A 26,644-nucleotide genomic window follows, 5' to 3' on the forward strand; every position below is an offset into this window, starting at 1 on the left:
GAGGTTCAAGGTGGTACTTATATCGAATGATATGGTGCGCTCGATGTCAGGCAATTAGCTTAAGGGCTAATAGAAGGATTGATTTATTAAGACTCGACCACTTCGGGTAACTTGACAATAAACTTTGCACCACCTCCAGTGTTTGGCTCAAAGGCTATAGATCCACCATGGCGCGTAATGATATGGCTGCAAAGCCACAGACCCAGACCCATGCCTGATGATTTAGTGCTGGATAAAAGCTCAAATAGATGCTTTTGCGAAGCCTCAGGAATGCCATCACCGTTATCGGCAACCGTTAACAATACTCCGCCCTCAATATGCCGTGCTTCAATAGTCAATCTCTTGACTGCATGAGTTGATGTAACCAGCGCTTGAATTGCGTTGTTAATTAAGTTCAATAATACTTGTTGAATTTCTCCACGGTTTGCTTGAATCATTAGTTGAGGTTCAACGCTTAAAGCAATCTGAATCGACTTAGCCACAATTTCAGGTTTAGCAATGTTGAGAACTGTATCGATCAGCCCGGCAAGATCAATCTGGGATGCACCCACTTTTTCATCAGAAAATATAGAGCGCAATGAGCGTATGATTTCTGCCGCTCGTTGATTATCGGAAAGCAAAGTATCTAAAATTTCTTTTTCAAGCACTGGATTAAGCTGCCCATCGGCAAGCTTCTTTTGTAAAAATTGGATATTCAGACTAGATGCACCCAGCGGTTGATTTAATTCATGAGCAATTGCAGCTGATAAGGCCCCGGTGCTGGCGGTCTTATTCGCTTTAAGTAAGGATGCAATAAGGGTCTCGCGCTCTTTTAGTAAGCCCCTGATCTCTTGATTTTCTTGGCTGGACTTAAAGCCAGAGAACGCAATTTGCTCGGCCCAGTAACTACCAATGGCAATATAGGAGAGCGTATTCATAATGAGCTGTGCAATAGTAAACAGAATCAAGATCTGTGGAATTTGCTCTACCTGCTTAATACTCATTGCGCCAAACAGAATGATAGCTAGGCGCCCTATTGCGAAAAATAATTCAGCACTACTTGCATACTGAAGATAAATTAGTTGATTTGATGGCAATGATTTACGTTTTATTCTGATCTCCAGAATTTGCCAGACATAGAACAATCCCGCTAGAACGCACATAAATGCTGTGCGGATTTCAAACGTAGAATGATTTCTAAGGCATTCAAATATCAACAAAAACAAAAATACCGAAATCCCTAAAGTCAGCCTTACCCTCCTACCAACCTCTCGATTAAGGGATTGGCAAAAGAGTGCTTGCAATACTGCGGCAACATAAAAAAGAGTATTTCCAATGGTGAAATTAAATTCTGGGCGGGAAATATCGTCAATAACGACAATGCCTCCACCAAAAATAGCAAGGGCAAATGCACTTGTTGCCAAGGAAGTTAGCCAGTAGACATTTGGGCGCACCGTATTTTGCGAACGGTAGTAGTGATAAATGCCGAATAACAAGCCCATCTGAATAATGGCCAATATAAAGAAATAGAGGGCGAGCAATAGCTTCATAGACCCTATGTTACATCTTGCCGATTAACCCGCATTGGCCCTAGAGCCAGTATTCAGGTCGCTTAAAATGAAAGACTTCCGAATTTGATCGAAACCCTTTGGCATGAGCCTGCGATTTACCCCATATTGCTTAGTGATGCTCTTGCTCATGACTGGCCTACCCAGGCTTACTTATGCGCAATCCGCCTTTTATAACGCGGCTAATAACTATCTCAAAAAGCGTGCTGATGCTTTTATGACCATTACGGGGTATTCGCTTACACCGGATGTCACTACAGGCTCTCTATCGATACGTAACAACGGTAACGAGAACTCTGATCTGCAGATGATCTCGCTTGGTGGCGGCGATCACATTAGTGCAAATTTCCCGCTCTATTTGGAAGGCACTCTTGCGGTAAATCGCTACAACCCCACCTTCACAGATGGGATTGGCAACACCTCAGTAACCGTACCCGTCCATTGGAATAGCATCACTGGGACTGGCGGCATTGGCTGGGATTTCCCAATCACAAATGAATTACGCTTTAGACCGATTGCCAATGTCATGTTGGGGCACCTAGAAAGCGACCTTTCGATTGCATCGAGGGTGCTCCAAAATCGCACTGGAGTGGATATGCAATTTTTGAATGGCGGCCGTATGAATTCATACGGTTTAGGCGGTTCTGTCATGCTGGACTATGAGAATTACCAGCCCGATCAAGAAATTGACGTGGAGCTGCGCTATACCAATATCCCAGTCCAAACCTTTGCCAGTTCTACAGCCGTTCAGGGCTCAGCGGATTCTCAAAGCCTAGCAATCTGGGCTAGAAGTCGTATCCCCACACCCATCATGCTGTTAGATCGCCCATTGCGAGCCGTCTTTGAATTGGCCCATACAGAATTCTTAGGTGACTTACGAGGCGCCCTAGGATTTAACTCACTCTCCTCTGTCGGCACTGGCATTGAATTGGATCGTAGCGCTTCCGACCCTATATTTTCTCGGGTCAGGGTAGTCTTTCGGTATCAATTTGGCCAAAACGTGCATGGCACCTCTATTGGCCTTGCGGCTAGCTTCTAGCAATACAATGGATGTAAGTACTAAATTACTAGTATTTATACATTTCCGCATCACCAGATCTAATGGTGGTGTACTTTAAATATTTAAAGGGTCAAACCATATGAAAAAAATTATCATTGCCATCGTCATTGCCGCAATCGCAGTTGGCGCTTACGTTTTCCTAACTAAACCAAAGGCGCCTATTGCTGGGATTGCCGCTCAAGAAGCGGCGCTTATCTATGACGGTGAAGTAACCAAGATCGATGCCGCAACCCGCACCGTCACCCTGAAGAACAAAGACGGTGAAACATCAATCGTTGCCGGCCCTGAAGTGAAGAATTTTGCAGAAATCAAAGTTGGTGATCATTTTGACGTTGTTTATGAACTCGCTGTAGCAATCGAACTGGTTAAGGTAAAAAATCCTGGCGTAACCAGTGAGCAAGTTACAACTAGTACTGCGACTGCCCCGCAAGGCGATAAGCCAGGCATGATCACTACTAATACTGTGACTGCAACTGCTAGTGTTGAGGCTATTGATGCGGCCAAAAATGTTGTTTCTTTAAAAGGTCCACAAGGTAACATCTTCAAGGTTAAAGTTCAGAATCCTGACTTGATGAAAGATATTGCTGTAAATGACCAAGTAAAAGTGGTTTACACAGAAGCTATTGCTGCAGTTGTCAGCGCACCAGCTGCTAAGAAGTAATGTATTGGCAATGTAGAGATGCATTAACTCTTTTCTGTTGCTGAAAAGAAAAAAGCCCAGCAAGTAGTTGCTGGGCTTTTTACATTGGACTTGGCGGAAGAGGTGAGATTCGAACTCACGGACCTTTGACAGTCGGCAGTTTTCAAGACTGCTGGTTTAAACCGCTCACCCACTCTTCCTTTTGAACGATGCAAGGATTATAAAGAACTTTTGATTTGCCCCTCTAAATGCTTGGCAATAGCTAGGCTGGAGGTTAATCCCGGGGACTCAAAGCCATACAGATTAAAGAGCCCTTCTAAGCTATGGTCCGTGGGCGTATTGAAGCAAAAGTCCCCTGCTGGTGCGTTAGGTGGGACTATCTTTGCCCTCACCCCTGAGTAATCTGGCTGCAATGCATTGTCCTTTAGGCCTGGCCAATAGCGTCTTACAGCCTCATAAAAGCCTTCGCCCCGCTTTGGATTGACCGTGTAATCGATTTGAGATTCCTCATCAATTTCCAGCCATTCGACATCAGGCCCAAACTTAGCCTGCCCCCCCATATCTAAAGTGAGATGCACACCTAGACCGCCAGGTTCTGGAATGGGATAAATCAAATGTTTGAATGGTGATTTTCCTGAAAGGGAAAAGTAATTGCCTTTAGCAAAATACGCTTTAGGTATTTGATCCTCTTTCAACCAATCAATTTTTTTCGCAATAGCTGGTGCACTCATACCAGCACAATTAATGAGCAGCTTGGTTTGAATTTTCATACCATCCGCTCCACCGATCTCTAATTCAAATCCGTCTTTGGCATTTTCACCAATGGGCTTTGCGCTAACGAGAGGCGATTGATAGGCAATCATCCCGCCAGCATCCTCAAACCCGCCTAACAACGACAACATAAAGCCATGGCTATCAACAATTCCTGTCGAAGCTGAAAGAACTGCCGCTGCGCATTTGAGCTCAGGCTCCATTAATTTTGCCTGCCCACCAGTAATCATTTTGATTTCTGGAACTTGATTTTGTTCTGCCTTATATAAAATTGCCTGGAGATCATCCAGCTGAGACTCGTCACTAGCAACGATGAGTTTTCCATAGGGTTGAGTAGCAACATGGTGGGTACGGCAATACTCATAGAGCATACGATTACCCTCTACGCAGAGTTTGGCTTTCAGAGAATCCTTAGGGTAATAAATGCCCGCATGAATGACTTCGCTGTTACGCGCACTGCTAATCGTGCCAAAAGCACTTTCACGTTCGAGCAAAACCGTTTCGCGACCCTGCAAAGCCATTTCTCTTGCAACAGCTAGACCGACGACCCCGGCACCGACCACGACACAGTCGACCTGATCCATTTATTTACCCAAGCCTTGAATGATTGCTCTCTGCATCCTGAAATCGTAACATTTTCAGTGTTTTAGTGGGTTTTGGGGTAGTTCTTGATAAAATCTATCAATGTCCTCCAAACCAGCTGAAGAGCATTTCAAAACCTTATTTAGCGCCCAAGATATCGTTTTAGATAGCGCTTATCAAGGCATTGATGCTGTTTCCTGGAAATCCCTCTTTGCGCAAGCCAAAGAAGCTAAATTAGAGCAATTTATTGCCGATCTATTTGCTGGTAAGCCAGTGAATAAGTCTGAAAACCGCCCTGCACTTCACTCCGCCCTTCGCAACCTAGACAAGTCCCCTGTTTTAGTAAATGGCAAAGACGTTATGCCAGATGTTGCGCAAGTTTGGCATCGCATTGAAGCTCTATGCAATAAGTGGGTTGGCGTGACGGATGTCATTCATATTGGCATTGGCGGCTCTGACTTTGGTCCACGTCTTGCAATCGAGGCTTTGGCCCATGTTCCCGATATTGAAAGCCGTGGCATGCGTATGCATTTCTTGGCCAATATCGATACCGCTGAATTAAATCGTATTTTGCAACGTGCTTTACCGCACAGTACCAAAGTCATCATTGTTTCCAAGTCATTCACAACGCTTGAGACCACCATGAATGCACATGCCGTGGTGAAGTGGCTTAAAACGAATGGTCTGACCGATAGCCAAGTCAGCAAATCACTCTTTGCCGTTACGGCCAATGTCCCCGCAGCTAAAGCATTTGGTATTCAGCAGGATCATATTTATCCGTTTTGGGATTGGGTAGGCGGTCGTTACTCCGTCTGGTCTGCGGTGGGTCTACCAATTGCCTTGCAGTATGGCTTTGATACCTTTAAGCAGTTTCTAGCCGGCGCCCAAGCAATGGATCAGCATTTCAAAACTGCACCGCTTGAAGAGAATCTGCCGGTCATTATGGCCTTGAGCTTGCTATATCAACAAGAGAAACACCACATCAAATCCTATGCGGTTATTCCATATGCGGACGCATTGGATTGGTTTCCGAAGTGGTTACAACAACTGGATATGGAAAGTAACGGCAAGAGTATCGATCGCGATGGTAAGCTAGTCAAGTTTTCAAGCCCAGTAGTGTTTGGTAGCGCTGGCAGCAATGCACAACACTCCTATTTCCAGCTATTGCACCAAGGGACAGAAATCATCCCGATTGATTTCATTGCAGTGCGTGAACCGATGAGCAATTTGCCTGAGGCAAAAGCGCATCACAGTATTCTTCTATCCAATCTCTTGGCGCAAGCGCAAGCTTTAGCCAATGGGAAAAAAGCGGATAATCCCAACAATAGCTATCCTGGTAAGCGTCCTAGCAATTTGCTGATTCTGCCTAAACTGAACGCCTTTTATCTGGGGGCTCTGCTGGCTCTGTATGAAAATCGCACTGCTGCATTGGGCGCCCTCTGGAATATCAATAGCTTTGATCAACCCGGCGTAGAGCTCGGTAAAGTGCTGGCCAAGCCCATTGAGGCAGCCCTAAAGAATGAGAATGGCGGCACTGTTAAAGCCGAAGCTGGCATTGATGAAGTGACTGCTGCTCGAATTAACTTATTTAATCAATAGCGTATTGCTAGCCATATAGCTCTAGCTTCTGCCTAGACATCGAAAGAAGACTTATGCAACTCTCCCCATCCATTTTCAAAGCTTATGACATTCGCGGCATCATTGATCAGACTCTAGATCCATCGATTGCAAGGTTGATTGGCCAAGCATTTGGTACGGAGATGCGTGAGCTCGGTGAAACTGAAATCGTCATTGGTCGTGATGGTCGTTTATCTGGACCCAGCTTGATTGAGGCTTTAACTGAAGGATTGTTATCAACCGGTATTGACGTGATTGATTTGGGAATGGTTGCAACGCCAATGGTGTACTTTGGAGCCAATCAGGTACTTAATGGCAAGAAACCCAAGTCCGGCATCATGATTACCGGTAGCCACAACCCCCCTAACTACAACGGTTTCAAGATGGTTCTGGGTGGTGCAGCAATTTACGGCGATCAAATACAAGCTTTGCGAAAGCGCATTGAAGCCAAGCAATTTATTGCTGGTCAAGGCAGCCGCTCTACTTTTGACATCTTCCCAATGTACTTAGAGCGCATTGTGAGCGATGTGAAGTTGGCTCGCCCTATGAAAATTGTGGTGGATTGCGGCAATGGCGTTGGCGGTGCATTTGCAGGCAAGTTATTTAAGGCATTGGGCTGCGAAGTGCAAGAACTCTTCTGTGAGGTCGATGGTCATTTTCCGAATCACCACCCAGATCCAGCACATATTGAGAACCTGCAAGATCTCATCAAAAATCTAGAGACTACTGACAATGAACTCGGTCTCGCCTTTGACGGTGATGCCGATCGTTTAGGTGTTGTCACTAAAGATGGTCAAGTGATTTTCCCAGACCGTCAAATGATGCTTTTTGCTAAAGATGTACTCTCACGCAATCCAGGCGGCCAAATTATTTATGACGTTAAGTGCACCCGCAATCTCGCTACTTATGTGAAAAAGCATGGTGGTGAGCCACTCATGTGGAAAACCGGTCACTCTTTAGTCAAAGCCAAGCTCAAAGAAACTGGAGCCCCTTTAGCTGGAGAAATGTCTGGCCATATCTTCTTTAAAGATCGTTGGTTTGGTTTTGATGATGGTCTCTATACCGGCGCACGTTTATTAGAAATTCTCAGCAAAGAAAAGAATCCAAGCGTCACACTCAATGATTTACCAAGTGCGATTTGCACACCAGAATTACAACTGGCATGCGCCGAAGGTGAGCCTTTTGCTTTGCTTGAAACAATTAAGGCCAATGCCAAATTCCCTACTTCCGAATCCATCAATACGATTGATGGTGTCCGTGTTGAATATGCCGATGGTTTTGGTTTGGCTAGGCCATCTAATACCACCCCAGTAGTCGTAATGCGCTTTGAGGCCGACAGCGAAGAGGCAATTGCAAGGATTCAGGCGGAATTTAAGGCAGTGTTGTTGGCTGCCAAGCCTGATGCAAATCTGCCATTCTAGGGGGCCCAACCTATATTATTAGGTTCAAGTAATATTTCTTATGAATTCAACTGCTAGCGCCCCTATTGCCTTTGATTACCCACAGCAAGATGCTACTGGGGTGACTTGTACTGCTCAAGCTTGGGCCAAGACCCCTCCTCAACTCCATGGCACAGAAAAAGCAGCTGTCATTGCTCGCATTAAGCAGTTGCTTTTGGAGAAAGATGCAGCCTTAGTAGCTCACTACTATGTGGATGGTGACATTCAGGATTTAGCTTTATCTACTGGCGGCTATGTAGCCGACTCCTTGGAGATGGCGCGCTTTGGTAAGAATCACCCCGCCAAGAATCTCATTGTTGCCGGCGTGCGTTTCATGGGTGAGTCTGCCAAGATTCTCAGTCCCGAGAAACGTGTCTTCATGCCAGATCTTGATGCAACCTGCTCGCTGGATTTAGGTTGTGATGCTACTGACTTTGCTGCTTTCAGAGCGGCGCATCCTGATCGCGTTGTCGTGGTCTACGCAAATACTTCTGCTGCAGTGAAAGCGCAAGCGGATTGGATGGTAACAAGTTCTTGTGCATTAGATATTGTTCATCAACTCAAAGTTGAAGGTAAAAAAATTCTTTGGGCACCCGATCGTCATTTAGGACGCTACATTCAAGAAAAAACAGGCGCCGATATGTTGTTGTGGAATGGTGCCTGCATTGTTCATGATGAATTTAAAGCCGTTGAATTAGAGATGCTCAAAGCTGCTCACCCGAATGCCATGATCTTGGTTCATCCTGAATCCCCACAAGCAGTGGTCGACCTTGCAGACGTCGTAGGCTCTACCTCTGCCATGATTAAGGCTGTTGTAGAGGGATCTGCCACTGAATACATTGTTGCTACTGATAGGGGTATTTTGCATCGCATGCAGCAACTGGCACCTCATAAGAAATTGATTGAAGCCCCTACTGCTGGTAATAGCGCTACTTGCAAAAGCTGTGCGCATTGTCCGTGGATGGCCATGAATGGCTTACAAGGCATATTAGATTGCCTGGAGAATGCCTCTGGTGAAATTTTCATCGATGAACCTATTCGTGCGCAGGCATTGGGCTGCATTGAGCGCATGCTTGATTTCACCAAAAATCATCCTGACTTATTAGCAAAGGCGCAGCATGGCTTTGTTAAAAATATTGGCGCCGCTTAATTTAGTTATTTATTTCTCTTTCGATTTTTTCTTTTAGATAGATATTGTTTTTCATGTTCGATTACAACGAAACCTTAGAGCAAGCTCGTCAACGCAATATTGCCGATGCCTTAATGGAAGATATTGGCACTGGCGACTGGACAGCCAAACTCGTTCCCAGCAAACCAGTCAAGGCGCAGCTCATTGTTCGCCAGGAAGCCGTTCTTTGTGGAGTCGATTGGTTTGAAGGAACACTTAAGAGGCTTGACCCTAATGCAAAAGTAACTTGGCACTATTTAGAGGGCGACCTCATGAAGTCAGATACTAAGGCTTGCGATATTGAAGCCGACTCTCAAGCTCTCCTTTCTGCTGAACGCACCTGCATTAACTTCTTACAAACGCTTTCGTGGACTGCTAGCATTACGCGTCAACACGTTGATGCAATAGCAGGCGCTAGTCCCAATCCCAAAGGTTGTGCTGTATTGGATACTCGTAAGACGATTCCTGGGTTGCGCCAGGCTCAGAAATACGCAGTTCTTGTAGGCGGCGGTAAAAATCAACGTCTAGCACTCTGGCATGGCATCTTGATCAAGGAAAACCATATAGCTGCTGCTGGTAGCGTGACCGCCGCACTAAAGAATGCTATCGCCCTTAATTCTGGGGTGGATATTCAGATTGAAGTTGAGAATTTTGATGAATTAGAAGAGGCATTGGCTGCTGGAGCTAAGAGCATTTTGATCGATAACTTCAATACCGAGCAAATGAAGCAAGCGGTTGCTATTACTGCTGGACGTGCTTTGCTGGAAGCCTCAGGCGGCATCAATTTAGATCAAATGCGTGCTATTGCCGCCACTGGAGTTGATCGCATCTCCCTTGGGAAGCTGACCAAGGATGTGCGTGCGGTTGATTTCTCAATGCGCATTCTTTAAGAATTTTCAATAAATTCGGATCCAAATTATAGAATTTCCTACAGACTTAATGTATCCTATTGGCTACAGTAGGGCATGCATGAAATAAGGAAAACGGAAGAATTTAAAGCTTGGCTGGACGCCCTAAATGACTTAATGGGAAGGGCAAAAATTCAAACAAGAATTAAACGATTAGCTGAGGGCAATCAAGGGAATGTGAAATTCGTTGGTAGCAAAGTCTTTGAAATGAAAATTGATTTTGGACCGGGCTACAGGATTTATTACACAAAACAAGAGAATACGGTTTACCTTCTCCTTATCGGAGGCAGCAAAAGAACTCAAGTTAAGGATATCCAGATCGCTAAACTTTTGGCTAAAAATTTGTAAAGAATGATATGAAAAAAACGATTACGAGCCCCTATGATGTAGCAGAACATTTACGCACACCAAAAGAAATGGCCCTTTATCTACAGGCATGTATTGAAGAATCCAACGGAGATGCAGCATTCATAGCCAAAGCACTTGGAGATATTGCACGTGCCAAAGGAATGGCACAAGTAGCCAATGAATCTGGACTCTCGAGGGAAAGTCTCTATAAGGCCCTCTCTGGAGATCGTATACCCGGCTTTGATACTGTTCTCAAGGTGCTAACAGCTCTTGGCCTATGTTTACATGCAAAGCCTATCGGCAAAATACGCACTTAATTTACTCTTACCTACCCTTGTAAATTAACTGCTTCTCTAGCGCATTGCGGATAAATTCAATATTGTTTCGCAGGCTATAGCATTCAGCGGTTGCGAGCTTTGCCGCCTTAGATCGCAGTATCCTGCGCTCCATCTCGTTGAGTACCTCTAGATATTCACCGCGACGGGCCGGATCAAAGTTTTCGATGGTATTTTTCTCGAACTTATCAAGCTCTTTGTAGATTGAGTTAATTTGCTTCTTCGCTAGATTTGTTCTGTAAGTTGGAATCGATTTGATAACAGGATACGCAAAAGCAGCAAAAGGTAACAACAAGAAGAACATGCGCTCCAAGAACTCCGCTAGCCAGAATGGCAAATACTTCATCAAAGTTGGAGTGCCTTTTTCGTAGAAGAATTTCGCCTCATCGCTTAAAGGAGCTTCGGTATTCATATAAGCTGGGAACTCTCCTGCTTTGGAGAAATACGATTTTGCTCCATTTATTTCTCGTGCAGCCTCTAAAAATAAGACCTGAATTGCTGGGTGCAATCGATTATCAATTAAGAGGTTTGTAGTTGTAGATATCAACTGAATGGGGTGATCTGGGATATTTTTACCAAGGTCAAATCCTCCCATCGGTACGGAAACCTCTTCAAAATACGGCAACAACCGAGCATAGGCATCTGCTCGCCCAAAATTTACCAATCTTATGTCGGGATTTCTGATTAACTTTTGAACATTTGGTGAATCAAAACCATCTACCAAAATAACAGCATCAATTTCGCCGCGCGCTAAGGCATTTACCCCCTCAGCGTTAGCTAGGCTTAGTAAATTAGGGGCATCTCCATTTAAGCCATTGAGTTTAAAAATACTCAGCGCTTGCGTGCGCGTTCCACTTCCTACCGGACCAATATTGATTTTTAGTTTTGCAATGTCTCTATCAGAAACATGCATGCTTTCATTGAAAGCATTCTTGCGATAAAACATCCATACCGGCTCATAGTCAACGCTACCAAGGGATTCAACGCCAGCCAGATTGTCAGATGCAATCATGCCGCCCTGCACAAAGGCCGCTTGGATGGGATCTTTGCGGTCAATCAGATGCTGAAGATTTTCCTTTGAGCCATGGGTCTCTACCAGTTTAAGTTCGATACCTTTTTTCTGAAAATAAGTCTTATATTTTTCACCCAATACTTTGTAGGAGCCACCAACACCAGTCGCCATCATTACATGCTTGGGTGGTGCAGGCTTAGAAAACCAAATGAGAACAGCCAAGGCAAGGATTAATAGAAAAAGAAGTGGCCAGATCTCTTTTAAAACACTGATCCAGCTCTTGATTTCATCTGCGGCGGTTTGATACACCGCGGAGATATGTTCGTAGACTTCTTCTTTAAAGCTGGCCATGAAATTCCTCGTGATATTCGCTTAGCTTATCACCAAAAACCTGGTTTTATGGCGCAAGAAGCTTAAGAGGCCGTTTCACTCTCAGCACCCTCCGCTTGAGGGGTCAGAATGGTTGGATAGGACACAGCCCATGTCCCAGGGTAGTCGCGGCTGTAATGCAAACCACGGCTTTCTCTGCGCATGAGGGCCGAACGCACAATGAGCTCTGCGCACTCCAATAGATTTCTAAGTTCAATGAGGTCGCGCGTCACCTTAAAGTTAGCGTAATACTCCTGTACTTCATATCTAAGCAATTTAATTCTGTGGAGCGCTCGCTCTAAACGACGATTGGTTCTAACTATGCCCACATAATTCCACATCAATGAACGAAGCTCATCCCAGTTATGGGAAATAACGACCTGCTCATCCGCATCCTCAACCTGACTCTCATCCCAGAGCGGTAAATTTGGCATCGCCGGAGTCTTTAGACTGGAGATGTCTTCTGCGGCAGCCTTACCAATCACAACGCACTCTAAGAGTGAGTTGCTTGCCAAGCGATTAGCACCATGCAAACCAGTGTAAGTCGCCTCTCCTACCGCATAGAGCCCGGGTAAATCCGTGCGACCCTTGAGATCGGTGACCACACCACCACAGGTGTAATGCGCAGCGGGTACAACCGGGATCGGCTCTTTGGTGATTTCTAAACCGAGACTCATGCAGCGCGCATAGATCATCGGGAAATGCTCTTTTACAAATGCTTCACCCAGATGAGTGGCATCTAGATGAACATAATCTAAGCCGTGCTTCTTCATCTCAAAGTCGATAGCTCTGGCAACAATGTCGCGGGGAGCTAATTCATTACGGTCATCATGCTCTGGCATAAAGCGAGTGCCATCAGGCAACTTCAGTAAACCACCCTCACCACGCATCGCTTCAGTAATCAGAAAAGTGCGATCACTGGGGTGATACAAGCAAGTCGGATGAAATTGAATGAATTCCATATTGCCAACGCGGCAACCTGCACGCCAGGCCATGGCAATGCCATCACCTGTAGCCGTATCAGGATTACTGGTGTAACGGTAAACCTTACCAACACCGCCTGTTGCAAGCACTACTGACTTCGCTTGAATGGTTTCTACCCGATTATTTTTAATATCGAGTGCGTAAACGCCGTAACAACGGTTTGGCGTGGTGCGCTGCGTTTTAGCATCTAGGTGACGATTGGTAATGAGATCAAGTGCAATCCAATGCTCCAAGATCTGAATATTTTTATGGGCTTTGGCTTTATCTAGTAGTACTTCATGGATGGCTTTTCCCGTTGCATCGGCAGCATGCGCAATGCGACGGTGACTATGTCCGCCTTCTCGCGTTAAGTGCAAGCCCATGGGACCAGATTTATCTTCTGTGAATGGAACACCCTGCTCTACCAACCAACGAATGGCGTCTGCACTTTCCTCGGCGATATAGCGTGCAGTCGATTCCACCACAAGTCCTGCACCCGCATCCAAGGTATCAGCCACATGAGAATCGATGCTGTCATGCTCTTTATCTACGACCCCAACAATGCCACCTTGTGCCCATGCGGTTGCTGCTTCGCCCAAGCCTCGTTTAGCCATCAAAATCACCGGCTGAGACTCAGCCATATGGAGGGCAACAGTCAATCCAGCCAATCCGGCCCCAATAATGAGGACAGGAAGCTCGGCTTTGCCGTTAGTGTTGGAGGTGGGTTTAGAACTGGCCATGGAGGTCATATTCTAAAGGGCAAAGGAGAAACTTGTTCTGACACGACCTTAAATCAACCTATATCAATCCAATAGCATGTGGAGGGTTCTAAGCAAATCAAGCAGGAAGTTATGTAAGACCCTACCAAACCTCTTTGCCAACAGGTTTTGCCTCAAGCCATTCATCATCTTCATTTGAGCGCTTCATATCCGGACTCCAATTCGCAAGCAATTCATCCAGCTGAAATTGCGCTTGCTTTGTAGGCTTGGGATCTGACAGGGATACTAATAAGTTAGCAATGAAGGTTGCAAATAAATCGGGATTATCAATCGCTGCTCGGCCTACTTTTACCCAAAATTCAATTTGAGCTTGAATAGTACGACGCTCAAACCTTGCCTCTCTCTTTGCCGCCTCATATAAATCGTGATTAATTTTGATTAATCTGCTCATTAGATACCCCCATAAAGATCTTTTACTACAAAATTGGGCATCTTGAAAACAAGGTCTCTTAACAAAAAAGTTCCCAATAGGGAACTTTTTTGAATTGCTAGTACCGTATTTTGTTGTTAAACGTTTGACATTTCCCTGGAACCGCCTGGGGCATTAGTTCCGTATCCCATGATCCTGGCTGCCTCTCCACCTTTGGAGAGTTTCACAGCGCAATACTTAAACTCCGGAATCTTGCCAAATGGATCTAGGGCTGAATTGGTAATCAAGTTAGCAGCAGCCTCATAGTAAGCAAACGGAATGAAGATAACACCTCTTGGTGTGCCGTCATCTCTTCTCACGTGGATACCAACCTCACCACGGCGAGACTGAACAGTAATCACATCACCAGCCGATACGCCTAACTGAGCCATATCTTCACCATTCATCGATACGGTAGCCATTGGCTCAATCGCATCCAACACCGTGGCACGACGCGTCATGCTGCCGGTATGCCAATGCTCTAACTGACGACCCGTGATCAATACAAATGGGTATTCAGCATCAGGGCGCTCATTTGCCGGAATGATGTCAGCAGGAACGAGCTTCACTTTGCCATCTGCTGTTGCAAATTGATCATCAAACACAATTGGACGGCCCGGATCTTCAGCGGATAAACATGGGTAAGTAACGCTAGATTCTTTTTCTAAGCGCTCCCAAGTAATGCCATTGATAGCACCATACATTGCTTGACGCATTTCATCATAAACCTCAGCAACACCAGCATCGGGACCATGGTAATTCCAATTGAGGCCCATACGCTTGGCAATCTCTTGAATAATCCATAGATCAGGTTTGGCATCGCCTGGAGGATTAATGGCTTTCTTGCCCATCTGCACCATACGGTCAGTATTGCTTGCCGTACCCACCTTCTCCGGCCAAGCGCTGGCTGGCAATACAACGTCAGCCAAAAGTGCAGTCTCTGTCATAAAGATGTCTTGCACAACCAAATGCTCTAAAGAAGCCAAGGCATGACGTGCATGATTTAAGTCGGGGTCGCTCATCGCAGGGTTTTCGCCTTCGACATACATGCCACGAATCTTATGTGGATCGCTATCTGGCGCAGTGATCTTATGCATGATCTCTACGACGGTATAGCCAGGATTTTTATCTAATGGCGTATCCCAGAACTTCTCAAACCAGGCATGGGCTTGCGGATTATCCACGCGCTGATAGTTCGGGAACATCATCGGGATCAAACCCGCATCACTAGCACCCTGCACGTTGTTTTGACCGCGCAATGGATGCAATCCAGAGCCAGGCTTACCGATTTGACCGGTGATACTCACTAAGGCAATTAAGCAACGCGCATTATCAGTACCGTGTACGTGCTGACTAACGCCCATGCCCCACAAGATCATCGCTGACTTGGTAGTAGCAAATTCTCTAGCCACTTCACGTAAGGTTTCTGCTGGAATGCCGCAGATTGGAGCCATTGCTTCAGGGCTATAACCTTTGATGTTTTCTTTTAAGGCTTCAAAGTTATTCGAGCGATTTTGGATGAAGTCTTTATCAACCAAGCCCTCCTCAATAATCGTATAAATCATGGCATTGAGCATCGCCACATCGGTGTCGGGCTTGAACTGCATCGTGCGCCAGGCATGCTTACTGATCTCGGTCTTACGAGGATCGCACAACACAATTTTGGCGCCACGCTTGGCGGCATTCTTAAACCAAGTAGCTGCAACTGGATGATTAGCAGTTGGATTGGAACCAATTAACATGATCAAGCTTGAATGCTCAACGTCATTGACTTGATTACTTACCGCACCAGAACCAACACCCTCAAGAAGCGCAGCTACTGATGAAGCATGGCAAAGACGAGTACAGTGGTCTACGTTATTGCTGCCAAATCCAGTACGTACCAGTTTTTGGAATAGATAAGCTTCTTCGTTGCTGCCTTTTGCTGATCCAAAACCCGCCAATACTTTATTTCCGTATTGATCCTTGAGTTTCTTAAGGCCGCCGGCAGCAAACTCTAAAGCCTCTTCCCATGTAGCTTCACGGAAGATATCAGACCAGTCTTGTTTACCTTCTAGGATAGATTCATCCTTAGGGACACCAGCCTTACGAATAAGTGGCTTAGTAAGGCGCTGTGGATTATGGATGTAGTCCATACCAAAGCGTCCTTTAACGCAGAGACGATTGTGATTAGCTGGGCCATCACGACCTTCTACGCTAACAATTTTTTCATCTTTAACGTTGTAAGTGATTTGGCAGCCCACACCACAGAATGGACATACGGAGTCTACTTTGCGATCCACTGTTTGCGAACCAATTAATCCCTTAGGCATTAATGCACCAGTTGGACAGGCTTGCACACACTCACCACAAGCAACGCAGCTGCTATCACCCATTGGATCATTGAGATCAAAAACAATCTCACTGTGAGCGCCGCGCATGGCATAGCCGATCACATCGTTGACCTGCTCTTCACGACAAGCACGTACGCAACGATTACATTGAATACAAGCATCGAGGTTCACAGCCATTGCTGGATGTGAAATATCACTGTTGACTTTGTCACGACGCAAGGCCTTGAGCTCTGGTCTGACAGTCACATCCATACGGGCAGCCCAAGTGCTGAGCTCACCATGTTGATTCTTCTGTTCTTCTTCTTTGCTATTGCCTACCCACTTAAATCCTTCGTCCGGCATATCCGAGAGCAACATCTCGAGAACGAGCTTTTGACTCTTTACGGCGCGCTCACTATTGGCTTTGACGTCCATATCAGGGGTAGCGCTTCTACAGCAACTAGGGGCTAAAGTGCGTTCACCATTTATCTCTACTACGCAAGCACGGCAGTTGCCGTCTGGGCGATAACCATCTTTAAAACACAGATGCGGAATATCAATACCGTGGCGTTTGGCAGCCTTGAGGATCGTTTCTCCTTCATAAGAAACAATGGTCTTGCCGTCTAGTTTGAACTCAACGGTTTGCAATTCAAGTTCTTTAGGATTTGTGGGTGCGTTCATGTTTGTCTCGTTATTCCCGATTTTTATATGTGAGTTATTTCACTTCTTTTGGGAAATATTTATGAATACAACGAATCGGGTTTGGTGCAGCTTGGCCAAGACCACAAATAGAAGCATCAACCATTACGGTTGCTAAGTCTTCTAAAGTGTCTTGATCCCATGACTTGGCTTGCATCAACTTGGCTGCTTTTCCTGTGCCTACTCGGCAAGGCGTACATTGACCGCAGCTCTCATGCTCAAAGAAGTGCATGACGTTGAGTGCCATATCGCGCGCTTTGTCTTTATCACTGAACACCATCACTGCAGCAGAACCAATGAAGCAACCGTATGGCTGCAAAGTATCAAAGTCCAGTGGAATATCATTCATCGTTGCCGGCAAGATGCCGCCTGATGCGCCACCAGGCAGATAACCATAGAATTTATGCCCATCTTGCATGCCGCCACAGTACTCATCAATCAATTCTTGAATGGTGATGCCAGCTGGTGCCAACTTCACACCAGGCTTTTTCACACGCCCACTCACGCTAAAGCTACGTAAACCTTTGCGATCATGGCGACCATATGAACTAAACCATTCGGGTCCACGTTGCACAATGTCGCGCACCCAATACAGAGTCTCAAAGTTGTGCTCTAGAGTTGGACGCCCAAACAAGCCGACTTGAGCAATATAGGGAGGACGCATGCGTGGCTCACCGCGTTTACCTTCGATGCTCTCAATCATCGCGGACTCTTCACCGCAGATGTAGGCACCTGCGCCACGACGCAATTCAATATTCGGAATTGGAAACGGTGGGTTTGCTTTGAGTTTAGCTAATTCTGTTTCGAGCAACTCACGGCAACCGTGATACTCATCGCGTAAATAGATGTAGCAAGCATCGATCCCGACTACATTGGCCGCAATCAATAAGCCTTCCAAGAAACGATGAGGATCACGCTCTAAATAGGTTCGGTCTTTAAATGTTCCTGGTTCACCTTCGTCGATATTCACAGCCATCAACTTGGGAGCTACTTGATCTTTTACGATGCGCCATTTACGTCCCGCTGGAAATCCTGCGCCACCCAGTCCGCGTAGCCCAGAATTTTCCATCGCTTTGATGATGCTTTCGGCATCTTTCTTGCCTTCGTGGATTTCTTTAGCAAGCGCATAACCACCTTGCTTGCGATAAGACTCATAACCAACATAGTCTGGAGAAACCGCTTGCATCTCGCCTTGCGGTGAAACACCCTGCTCCGCTAAGGCAGCAGGTTCAAAGACGGCATCATCCATAGCCATTGGCTGAATGGTTAAATTATTTTTAACAGCAGCAGATACTTTATCCACTGTAGCAAACAGTACAGGGTACTGATGAACAACGGCCACAGGCGCCTGCTCGCAACGTCCAACGCAAGGGGCTGCAACTACTTTAACGTTTGGATTTCCCAAGATACTTGGCAGCTTAGCTAAAAGATTTTGTGCGCCCGCTAACTCACAAGCAATACCATCACAAACACGAATAGTGATATCAGCTACAGGATCGCTGCCGCGAACTACTTCAAAGTGGTGGTAGAAAGTAGCCACTTCGTAAACTTCTGCCATTGGCAAATTCATTTCTTTTGCTAGAGCGACCAAATGACGATCATGCAAAGCGCGATACTCATCGTTGAGTTTGTGAAGATTTTCAATAAGCAAGTCTCTACGATGTGGCGCAACTCCAATGAGCTTGCGAACTTCAGCAAGAGAAGCATCATCTGCTTGACGCCCCTTTAACTTGCTCTTGCGACGAATGTTCTCCCTTAAATCATCTGCCGTTGCAACCGCAACCGCTTTGACTTCTCCAGAAGGCTTGGGATGATTCATATTTTGTAGTCTCTAATTTTTATATTTAATGCTATTTTGCTTTGCACCACTGCAAAGTATTTTTCCGTTTTGCCCATCAAAAATCCTGCTGCGCTAAATACTTAGCCAGCTGTAGATATGCAAAATAACGCTTAATTTTGGGTTATTTATACCCCCAAGTCCTTGACGCCGCTCAAGGACTTGAATTAAGGGTTTACCCTATTAAAGAAGGGATGGGGATGGCTTGTCGCCAGGAGGGAGGGAGTAATCCAACTTGCGCTCATAAAGTCTGGCCTTGTAGCAATCCTGATAGCCTTTACTGCCAATTTGCCAGCCGATTGAAGTGCAATCGTCTTGGGCGGCAGATTCAATAGAGCCGCAGCCCACGAGACTTAAGGAAGTCATGGCTGCAATGACAGAAAGGATGCGCATTTTTGTTGAATTCATGGCCTCAAGTCTACTTGATTCTGATCTCAACATCGAGAGGAATTCCCTCTTTTCCTGCTGTTACGGTCTTGATCTCACCAATTTGAATGCGATCTTTCAAACTAGGGTTTGCTTTCACCATATATTCATAGGCTAGTTTGGCTCTATTTTTAGCAAGGTCATTAAGCTCAGCATCGGAAATTTCAATTCCAGCAATTAACTCGTCATGCAATTGCTCGTTACGCTGCTCGCTGTCCGGCAAAGTTAAAAGCCGCTGCCCTAGCTTGATACGCCCTATATATTGCGCATAGGCAGCCTTCAGACCGGACTGCACTCTAGGATCAGAAAGACTTGGGGTTGGCACTGGTTCGCCTGGTGTTAACTTAAATCCAGCATCTTTCAAAATAGCAGTATCCGCTTTAGCTCTCGCAAGCGCATTTTTATCCTGTACCGGATCATAAGTACCAATCACCTCTAGACTAGAGTTCGGACGCTTCACCAGATACTCGCCAAACTTTTCTAGGCGCTCTTGATCTGCTACGAGAAACACCGCTTCACCAGGAAGAGCATTCACCCCTTCATCGCCACCCATTCCGAGAATAGAAGCCAGTGCTCTAAATGGAGCAGTTGCTACGTTCGTTAGAACATTGCTAATGGCTTGCCAAACCAAACCGCTCGCACTAAATTCTGGAGAATCCACATTACCTGCGATCCTGACTGTTACATCAATCGTGTCATCAGCATCCTCTAGCAAAGCAATTGCTAGACTAAGCGGTAATTTTTTACCGGTAAATTCTGGCACTTCATCGCCCAGCACCACTTTCTTGATGATGATTTGATTACTACCGTTCAACTCACCATCTATGGCCTTGTAATTCAGATTGAGATTTAAGCGACCGCCTGTAATTTGATAGCCTGCGAATGTCATCACCGCAGGATTGAAGGCGGTAAGCGGAAGGTTTCTAAAACTCATCAAAATGTCATGATTGCGGCGCGGATCATCAAATGAGGTCTGCCCTTTAACTCGCATACTTCCAGAGCCTGCAACTACCCCATCCATCGCTACGCTGGCAAAGCTTCCGGGGGTGTTGCTTACCCCCAAGAGTGTGGCGTTGAACTTCTTCACATCCACTTTGAAGCTGGGACGCATTGCCAAATCGGTAAAGAACACTTCCCCGCTCTTTAGATTAATGGAGCGTATATCGACATTAAATGCTGGGGTATTTTCAGTTTTGGCTGCCGCTACAGCATCAGTCTTTGATTGTGAATCTGACTTAGAAAATAGCCTTCTGAAGTTAGAGAACCCCTCTTCGTTAATTTCAAACTGCAGAGTTGGTGCATCCACAGTCAACTCATCGATTGAAAGACCATGGCTTGCTGTCTGTTTCGATTTCACACTCTTATATTCAAACCGATGAATATCTGCCATTTTCCAAACAACTAAGGGATATTTTTGACCCTTTTCGAAGATCGATAAATTCGCTATGTGGATGTCGCCACTAACGGTATCGATATCACTGCCAAGTTTCACAGCGAGCTCTGAATTAATGACCCCACCATTGCCTACCAACTCTTTATTTGCCGGCAATAAGGGGATAATTGGCGTTGCAGCTAAATCATGGATCTCGACCTTGCCATCAATCATTTTTGAATTAGCATTGAAATCCCAATGCGAACGCACAAGACCATCATCCAATTTCACATTCAATTGCAGGCCCAATTGACCTGGCTGAGGGTTATCTAATGCACCGGTTATGGCGACATGCCGATAAGCAATTGCCTTGTTAAGGCCAGGTATCCATAGCTGCAAGGCGCCGAGATTAAAGTCATATTGACCGCGAACCCCTGTCACCACACCATGCTTGTCATAGTTAGCGACATCAAGCAATTTCATCGTAAAGGGACTAAGCCCTTCTTTGAGTCTGGCGGCATTGTCAATCACACTTAGCGATCCCGAGTTCACTTGGAATTCGTCAACCGAGATTTTGATGGGCTGCTTAGATTGATTGGGCTCTGCAGGAGGCATTGCCTTTTCAACAGCAGCGAGAAATTCTTGCCAATTCCAAGCGCCTGCATGAGTACCCTTGGTCAACCTTTTCTCAATGATTACCTTAGGCTCTTCCAGAAGAATCTCATCAAAGCCGAGCTCACCAAGAACTAACTTGGTCCATTTAAGAGTAATCGCAAGCTTTTTGAACTCCAGTAATTTAGAGCCACCCTCTTTTGCTAGTTGCAATTGGTCAAGCTCTACCCTCAAACGCAATGGAGACAGACTAAGGTCTTGATAGCTAATGTGATAACCAATCTTGGCACCAAATTCAGATGCAGACTTTTTGATTAACCCCGGAACAAAGAGGTGTGCCCCCACCCAAAAGATAGCAGTAATTACAAGCAACGCTCCCACAACACGCTGGAACCAAAGCCGTAAATGCGGGTTCTTAAGGGAAAGCATGCCGCTTTAATTATTGCATCTTTATTTCGTAACTATCGCCACATGCAACAGGTCTCAGGGCCTTGGACTCTTGAAGCATTTGCACTAAGCCGTAATGAGACATTGTTTTTAGTGTCCGAGATAGGTTCCCTTGCTTTCTTCCGGTAAGCTCGGCCAACTCAGAAATTGATACAGGCTTGGATGCTCTAATGACATGCAACAGGGCTCTGTTTTCATCACTCAATACCTGCGCCAATGAACGCATCGAGGTAAACCATATTTTTGGATCGGATGCCTTTGGCTTTAGATCGCCTCTAGCGATAGCCAAAACGCGCGCCCGAATATCTTTTTGCGATGCGATACCTATTTTGATAACCTTCATATCTCTTTATCCACCTTTAAGACTTTATCAACATCGACAAAAAAATCACTTAACAATTGGTGCGCATCCTTAAACTCATAGGTGACGCCAGGATCACTTGAGCTACGATGTCTGTGATCATATGCCAATTTTCGACCTGAATAACCTGTTCTTAGCTTTACCGCATGAGCATTGTCATAGCCCAAAATTCTCAAACCTTTGGAATTGTGCAGGGTTAATGAATAGCGTATTCCATGAGGTATTGCATCACTAACGTCCACTTGCCAAGCCTCAATCTTTACCCAATACCCATCACCTTGATCAATGACCTCTTGGTGAAGATCCAAAAGAGTGACAATTCCACGTTTTCCCATTACTCATGATATATCATCAGATGATATACCAAAAGTAACAGCCACGATCAAATCATGGGCTTATTTCGCTGGCGGAAAACCTGCCTTTTGTTCCCACATATTGTTAAAGACGTTGATAATCGGCTTTTCATAAACACCAGCCTTGGTATAAGGCTCATCTTTTAACCATGCATCGACATCTGCCCTACTAGGAAAATCAATTGCAATCAAACTACCAAGAGTAGTTTTGCCATCTTCCGATGTGAGGGGCCCAGCAAAAGCCATACGGTCAGCCATTTTTGCTAAATAAGCGCGGTGCTCAGGACGAACCTGTACTCGCAAGTCTGCAGTTCCAGGACGATCCATCAATAACATTGTAAAAATCATTTTTTCTCCAATATTGAATTGTTTTGTAATGCCAACTAACTAGATACTAAGGGAAGTTGTAAAAGAAAAAACCACCCGAAGGTGGTTTTCTTGATGCTTGGCGGAAGGGGCGGGATTCGAACCCGCGGTAGGCTATTAACCTACGCACGCTTTCCAGGCGTGTGACTTAAACCGCTCATCCACCCTTCCGTACAGCTTGCAATTATACGATTGCCGGAAGGGGTGGGCTCTAAAAGCGTGTTTAGACGCTTACAAAGACTCTTTGAGTTGTTCCAAGATGTGTGGATTCTCAAGGGTTGAGGTGTCTTGAGTAACCTCTTCACCTTTAGCAATCACACGCAAGAGACGGCGCATGATCTTGCCAGAACGAGTCTTAGGCAAGTTGTCGCCGAAACGGACATCCTTAGGCTTAGCAATTGGGCCGATCTCTTTACCAACCCAGTTACGCAACTCAGTAGCAACTTTCTTCGCCTCTTCACCTGTTGGACGACCACCTTTGAGAACCACGAATACACAAATGGCTTCACCAGTGAGCTCATCTGGACGACCTACCACTGCGGCTTCAGCCACTAATGGATTGGCCACTAAGCAAGATTCGATTTCCATCGTACCCATGCGGTGACCAGAAACGTTCAACACGTCATCGATACGGCCAGTAATCGTGAAGTAACCAGTGTCCTTGTTACGGATTGCACCGTCGCCTGCAAGGTACAAGTTGCCACCCAATTCTTCTGGGAAGTAAGACTTCACGAAACGATCAGGATCATTCCAAATCGTACGAATCATTGAAGGCCATGGACGCTTCACAACCAAGATACCGCCTTGGCCATTAGGAACATCAACGCCCGCCTCATCCACAATCGCTGCCTGAATACCTGGCAATGGCAATGTGCATGAGCCTGGAATCATTGGTGTTGCGCCTGGCAATGGAGAGATCATGTGTCCGCCAGTTTCCGTTTGCCAGAAAGTATCAGCGATTGGGCAACGTGAGCCACCCACATTTTCGTAGTACCACATCCAAGCTTCTGGATTGATTGGCTCACCTACTGAACCCAAGAGACGCAGTGATGACAAATCGAAGCTCTTTGGATGCACTGCCTGATCATTACTAGATGCTTTGATCAATGAACGAATCGCCGTTGGTGCTGTGTAGAAAATACTTGCTTTGTGTTTTTGGATCATTTCCCAGAAACGGCCAGCATTTGGGTAGGTTGGCACACCTTCAAATACGATCTCAGTAGCGCCCACAGCGAGTGGACCATAAGTAATGTAGGAGTGGCCTGTTACCCAACCAATGTCAGCAGTACACCAGAACACATCGTTAGGCTTAATGTCGAAGGTCCATTTCATTGTGAGGATTGCCCACAACAAGTAACCGCCGGTTGAATGTTGAACACCTTTTGGCTTACCAGTTGAACCTGATGTGTAAAGAATAAACAATGGATGCTCAGCGCTAACCCACTCAGGCTCACAAGTTGTCGCCTCATTCGCAACAATCTCTTGCATCCAAACGTCACGGCCAGCCTGCATATTGATATCGGTACCAGTGCGTTTGCTGACGATGACATGCTTAACTTTAGGGCACTCGCCTGTTGATAGCGCTTCATCGCAAATCGCCTTCAATGGCAATGCTTTACCACCACGGTATTGACCATCAGCAGTAATCACGGCAACTGCACCAACGTCCATAATGCGGTCACGCAAAGCTTGGGCAGAGAAGCCGCCAAATACAACAGAGTGAATAGCGCCGATACGGGCACAGGCTTGCATAGCAACAATACCTTCAATGGTCATTGCCATGTAAATTATGACGCTGTCACCAGACTTGATGCCCATCTTGCGCAATGCGTTTGCCATTTTGCAAACGCGCTCAAGCATCTCTTTATAAGTTACTTTAGTAACCGTGCCGTCATCCGCTTCAAAGATGATGGCAGTCTTCTCGCCTAAGCCAGCTTCTACTTGACGATCTAAACAGTTATAAGAGGCATTCGTTGTACCATCTTCGAACCATTTATAGAAAGGTGCTTTGGACTCATCCAACACTTTAGTGAATGGCTTTTTCCAATAGATGTTTTCTTTAGCAAGACGACCCCAGAAACCGTCGTAATCTGAATTAGCTTCAGCACACAGCTTGTTATAGGCTTCCATGCCTGGAATGGCCGCACTCTTTACAAAATCTGCAGGCGGGTTAAATACGCGATTTTCTTGCTTTAATGGTTCCATGCTTACAGCCCTCTATCAAATAATCAATAATCTAAAATAATGCGAGAAAATGTCGCAAAATGACAGGTATTCACCCTCAAGACCTTAGAAGATAAGTGAAAACACTGGGGATTTGCTCTATGGCAAACCCTTAAAATAGGGGAAACCTTACTAATAATGTGGAAATAAGCCTAAAACCATGACCAATATCAAACAAAACGACCTGATTCAAAGCGTTGCAGACGCATTCCAGTTCATCTCTTATTACCACCCAAAAGACTTTATTACCGCCATGGGCAAGGCTTATGAGCTTGAGCAAGGTCATGGCGCAAAGGATGCGATTGCGCAAATTTTGACCAATAGCCGGATGTGCGCCGAGGGTCACCGACCCTTGTGCCAAGACACTGGCATTGCAGTCGTTTTCCTCAAAATTGGTATGAATGTCCAATGGCCTGATGCCACGATGAGTGTTGCTGATATGGTGAATGAGGGAGTGCGTCGCGCCTATCTCAATCCAGACAATATGTTGCGCGCTTCAGTCCTCACAGATCCAGCAGGTAAACGCAAAAATACCGGAGACAATACTCCTGCTGTAATCCATTATGAAATCGTCCCAGGCGATGACGTAGAAGTAATTTGCGCAGCCAAAGGCGGCGGCTCAGAGAACAAAGCCAAGATGGTCATGCTCAACCCTTCTGACTCGATCGTTGATTGGGTTCTCAAAACGGTTCCTACAATGGGTGCCGGTTGGTGCCCTCCTGGCATCTTGGGTATTGGCATTGGCGGCACACCAGAAAAAGCCATGCTCATGGCAAAAGAGTCATTAATGGGTCCGGTGGATATTCAGGAACTGATTGCTCGTGGCGCCAAGACTCGTGCTGAAGAACTTCGCTTGGAGCTCTACGAGAAAGTAAACAAACTCGGCATTGGTGCACAAGGCCTTGGTGGCTTAGCTACCGTGCTGGATATCAAGATCATGGAATACCCAACGCATGCAGCATCATTGCCGGTGGCGATGATTCCGAACTGCGCAGCTACACGTCACGTGCATTTCCATTTGCATGGCGACGGTCCCGCAAAGCTCGAGGCACCCTCCTTATCTGATTGGCCAGCTGTCACCTGGACACCAGATGTTCAAAAATCCAAGCGCGTCAATTTAGATACATTGACTGCTGCAGAAGTGGCTAGCTGGAAACCAGGCGAAACCTTATTGCTCAACGGCAAAATTTTGACTGGCCGTGACGCTGCACATAAGCGCATTCAGGACATGCTAGCCAAAGGTGAAGAATTGCCTGTCAGCTTTAAAGACCGCGTGATCTACTACGTTGGCCCAGTGGATCCTGTGCGTGATGAAGCGGTTGGCCCAGCAGGCCCTACTACTGCCACCCGCATGGATAAGTTCACCGAAATGATGCTTGCTAAAACCGGTTTGATCTCCATGATTGGCAAAGCCGAGCGCGGACCAGAAGCAATTGAAGCCATCAAGAAACATAAGTCAGCCTACCTCATGGCTGTTGGTGGCGCTGCTTACTTAGTATCTAAGGCTATTCAAACTTCAAAAGTGGTTGGCTTTGCTGACCTAGGCATGGAAGCCATTTATGAGTTTGATGTTAAAGATATGCCGGTCACGGTTGCTGTGAACTCTGAAGGCATTTCTATGCACAATGAAGGCCCACGTGAATGGCAAGCCAAGATTGCGGGCATTCCGGTAAAGGTCGCTTAATTACA

General features: G+C 45.9%; 22 protein-coding genes and 2 tRNA genes. 9 read left to right on the forward strand and 15 right to left on the reverse strand.

Going from position 1 to position 26,644, the window contains the following annotated elements:
• Positions 1-86: 86 nt before the first annotated feature.
• The gene (locus ICV36_RS05455) at positions 87-1,529 is read right to left on the reverse strand and encodes a sensor histidine kinase (protein WP_215399617.1); all 1,443 of its coding nucleotides are present in this window, start codon (positions 1,527-1,529) and stop codon (positions 87-89) included.
• 103 nt (positions 1,530-1,632) lie between these two features.
• Between ICV36_RS05455 and ICV36_RS05460 the strand changes: the two genes are divergently transcribed.
• Together ICV36_RS05460 and ICV36_RS05465 are read left to right on the forward strand one after the other, a co-directional pair.
• On the forward strand, positions 1,633-2,586 hold the full coding sequence (locus ICV36_RS05460; RefSeq protein ID WP_251374930.1) for a hypothetical protein: 954 nt from the start codon (positions 1,633-1,635) through the stop codon (positions 2,584-2,586).
• Between the two features lie 100 nt (positions 2,587-2,686).
• Positions 2,687-3,268 carry a hypothetical protein gene (locus tag ICV36_RS05465; protein ID WP_215399618.1) on the forward strand — a complete coding sequence of 194 codons (582 nt, stop codon included), beginning with the start codon at positions 2,687-2,689 and terminating at the stop codon, positions 3,266-3,268.
• A 91-nt stretch (positions 3,269-3,359) separates the two neighbouring features.
• On the opposite strand, the gene ICV36_RS05470 is transcribed toward ICV36_RS05465, so the two are convergent.
• Positions 3,360-3,447 (reverse strand) — tRNA-Ser (locus ICV36_RS05470).
• Between the two features lie 18 nt (positions 3,448-3,465).
• Positions 3,466-4,602 (reverse strand): NAD(P)/FAD-dependent oxidoreductase, encoded by a 1,137-nt coding sequence (locus ICV36_RS05475; RefSeq protein ID WP_215399619.1) that lies wholly within the window; start codon positions 4,600-4,602, stop codon positions 3,466-3,468.
• Between the two features lie 100 nt (positions 4,603-4,702).
• Between ICV36_RS05475 and pgi the strand changes: the two genes are divergently transcribed.
• The 6 genes from pgi to ICV36_RS05505 all read left to right on the forward strand — a co-directional run bounded on the left by pgi (position 4,703) and on the right by ICV36_RS05505 (position 10,397).
• Positions 4,703-6,199 (forward strand): glucose-6-phosphate isomerase, encoded by a 1,497-nt coding sequence (gene pgi / locus ICV36_RS05480; RefSeq protein WP_215399620.1) that lies wholly within the window; start codon positions 4,703-4,705, stop codon positions 6,197-6,199.
• A 53-nt stretch (positions 6,200-6,252) separates the two neighbouring features.
• On the forward strand, positions 6,253-7,638 hold the full coding sequence (locus ICV36_RS05485) for a phosphomannomutase/phosphoglucomutase (protein WP_215399621.1): 1,386 nt from the start codon (positions 6,253-6,255) through the stop codon (positions 7,636-7,638).
• 40 nt (positions 7,639-7,678) lie between these two features.
• Positions 7,679-8,806, forward strand: a complete 1,128-nt coding sequence (gene nadA, locus ICV36_RS05490; RefSeq protein WP_215399622.1) for a quinolinate synthase NadA — start codon at positions 7,679-7,681, stop codon at positions 8,804-8,806.
• A gap of 53 nt (positions 8,807-8,859) precedes the next feature.
• Positions 8,860-9,714 carry a carboxylating nicotinate-nucleotide diphosphorylase gene (gene nadC / locus ICV36_RS05495; RefSeq protein ID WP_215399623.1) on the forward strand — a complete coding sequence of 285 codons (855 nt, stop codon included), beginning with the start codon at positions 8,860-8,862 and terminating at the stop codon, positions 9,712-9,714.
• Positions 9,715-9,789: 75 nt separating this feature from the next.
• Positions 9,790-10,080 carry a type II toxin-antitoxin system RelE/ParE family toxin gene (locus ICV36_RS05500; RefSeq protein ID WP_215399624.1) on the forward strand — a complete coding sequence of 97 codons (291 nt, stop codon included), beginning with the start codon at positions 9,790-9,792 and terminating at the stop codon, positions 10,078-10,080.
• An 8-nt stretch (positions 10,081-10,088) separates the two neighbouring features.
• Positions 10,089-10,397: an addiction module antidote protein gene (locus ICV36_RS05505; RefSeq protein ID WP_215399625.1), complete on the forward strand. Its 309-nt coding sequence runs from the start codon at positions 10,089-10,091 to the stop codon at positions 10,395-10,397.
• A 7-nt stretch (positions 10,398-10,404) separates the two neighbouring features.
• Here the strand turns inward: ICV36_RS05505 and ICV36_RS05510 are convergent, their stop codons facing one another.
• The 12 genes from ICV36_RS05510 to acs form a co-directional block, all read right to left on the reverse strand.
• Positions 10,405-11,778 (reverse strand): TAXI family TRAP transporter solute-binding subunit, encoded by a 1,374-nt coding sequence (locus ICV36_RS05510; protein ID WP_215399626.1) that lies wholly within the window; start codon positions 11,776-11,778, stop codon positions 10,405-10,407.
• A gap of 62 nt (positions 11,779-11,840) precedes the next feature.
• Positions 11,841-13,499: an L-aspartate oxidase gene (gene nadB, locus ICV36_RS05515; protein ID WP_215399627.1), complete on the reverse strand. Its 1,659-nt coding sequence runs from the start codon at positions 13,497-13,499 to the stop codon at positions 11,841-11,843.
• Between the two features lie 121 nt (positions 13,500-13,620).
• Positions 13,621-13,929: a hypothetical protein gene (locus ICV36_RS05520; RefSeq protein ID WP_215399628.1), complete on the reverse strand. Its 309-nt coding sequence runs from the start codon at positions 13,927-13,929 to the stop codon at positions 13,621-13,623.
• A gap of 116 nt (positions 13,930-14,045) precedes the next feature.
• A complete protein-coding gene (gene fdhF / locus ICV36_RS05525) occupies positions 14,046-16,940 on the reverse strand; it encodes a formate dehydrogenase subunit alpha (RefSeq protein ID WP_215399629.1) in 2,895 nt (964 codons plus the stop codon).
• 34 nt (positions 16,941-16,974) lie between these two features.
• Entirely contained in the window at positions 16,975-18,777 is a 1,803-nt protein-coding gene (locus tag ICV36_RS05530) for an NAD(P)H-dependent oxidoreductase subunit E (RefSeq protein ID WP_215399630.1), read from the reverse strand.
• A gap of 201 nt (positions 18,778-18,978) precedes the next feature.
• Positions 18,979-19,203 (reverse strand): hypothetical protein, encoded by a 225-nt coding sequence (locus ICV36_RS05535; RefSeq protein ID WP_215399631.1) that lies wholly within the window; start codon positions 19,201-19,203, stop codon positions 18,979-18,981.
• 10 nt (positions 19,204-19,213) lie between these two features.
• Positions 19,214-21,634, reverse strand: a complete 2,421-nt coding sequence (locus tag ICV36_RS05540; RefSeq protein ID WP_215399632.1) for a DUF748 domain-containing protein — start codon at positions 21,632-21,634, stop codon at positions 19,214-19,216.
• Between the two features lie 10 nt (positions 21,635-21,644).
• Positions 21,645-21,995 carry a winged helix DNA-binding protein gene (locus ICV36_RS05545; protein WP_215399633.1) on the reverse strand — a complete coding sequence of 117 codons (351 nt, stop codon included), beginning with the start codon at positions 21,993-21,995 and terminating at the stop codon, positions 21,645-21,647.
• A complete protein-coding gene (locus ICV36_RS05550) occupies positions 21,992-22,348 on the reverse strand; it encodes a DUF6516 family protein (protein WP_215399634.1) in 357 nt (118 codons plus the stop codon). Before ICV36_RS05550 ends, ICV36_RS05545 begins: the two co-directional genes overlap by 4 nt.
• A 60-nt stretch (positions 22,349-22,408) precedes the next feature.
• The gene (locus ICV36_RS05555; RefSeq protein ID WP_215399635.1) at positions 22,409-22,714 is read right to left on the reverse strand and encodes a YciI family protein; all 306 of its coding nucleotides are present in this window, start codon (positions 22,712-22,714) and stop codon (positions 22,409-22,411) included.
• Positions 22,715-22,812: 98 nt separating this feature from the next.
• A tRNA-Ser gene (locus tag ICV36_RS05560) sits at positions 22,813-22,903 on the reverse strand.
• Between the two features lie 60 nt (positions 22,904-22,963).
• Positions 22,964-24,937, reverse strand: coding sequence for an acetate--CoA ligase (gene acs, locus ICV36_RS05565; RefSeq protein ID WP_215399636.1), 1,974 nt, complete (start codon positions 24,935-24,937; stop codon positions 22,964-22,966).
• Between the two features lie 178 nt (positions 24,938-25,115).
• Between acs and ICV36_RS05570 the strand changes: the two genes are divergently transcribed.
• Positions 25,116-26,639 carry a fumarate hydratase gene (locus ICV36_RS05570; RefSeq protein ID WP_215399637.1) on the forward strand — a complete coding sequence of 508 codons (1,524 nt, stop codon included), beginning with the start codon at positions 25,116-25,118 and terminating at the stop codon, positions 26,637-26,639.
• The last annotated feature ends 5 nt before the right edge of the window (positions 26,640-26,644 follow it).

Origin of the sequence: Polynucleobacter sp. MWH-UH35A (assembly GCF_018687075.1) — a bacterium.
GTDB lineage: Bacteria > Pseudomonadota > Gammaproteobacteria > Burkholderiales > Burkholderiaceae > Polynucleobacter.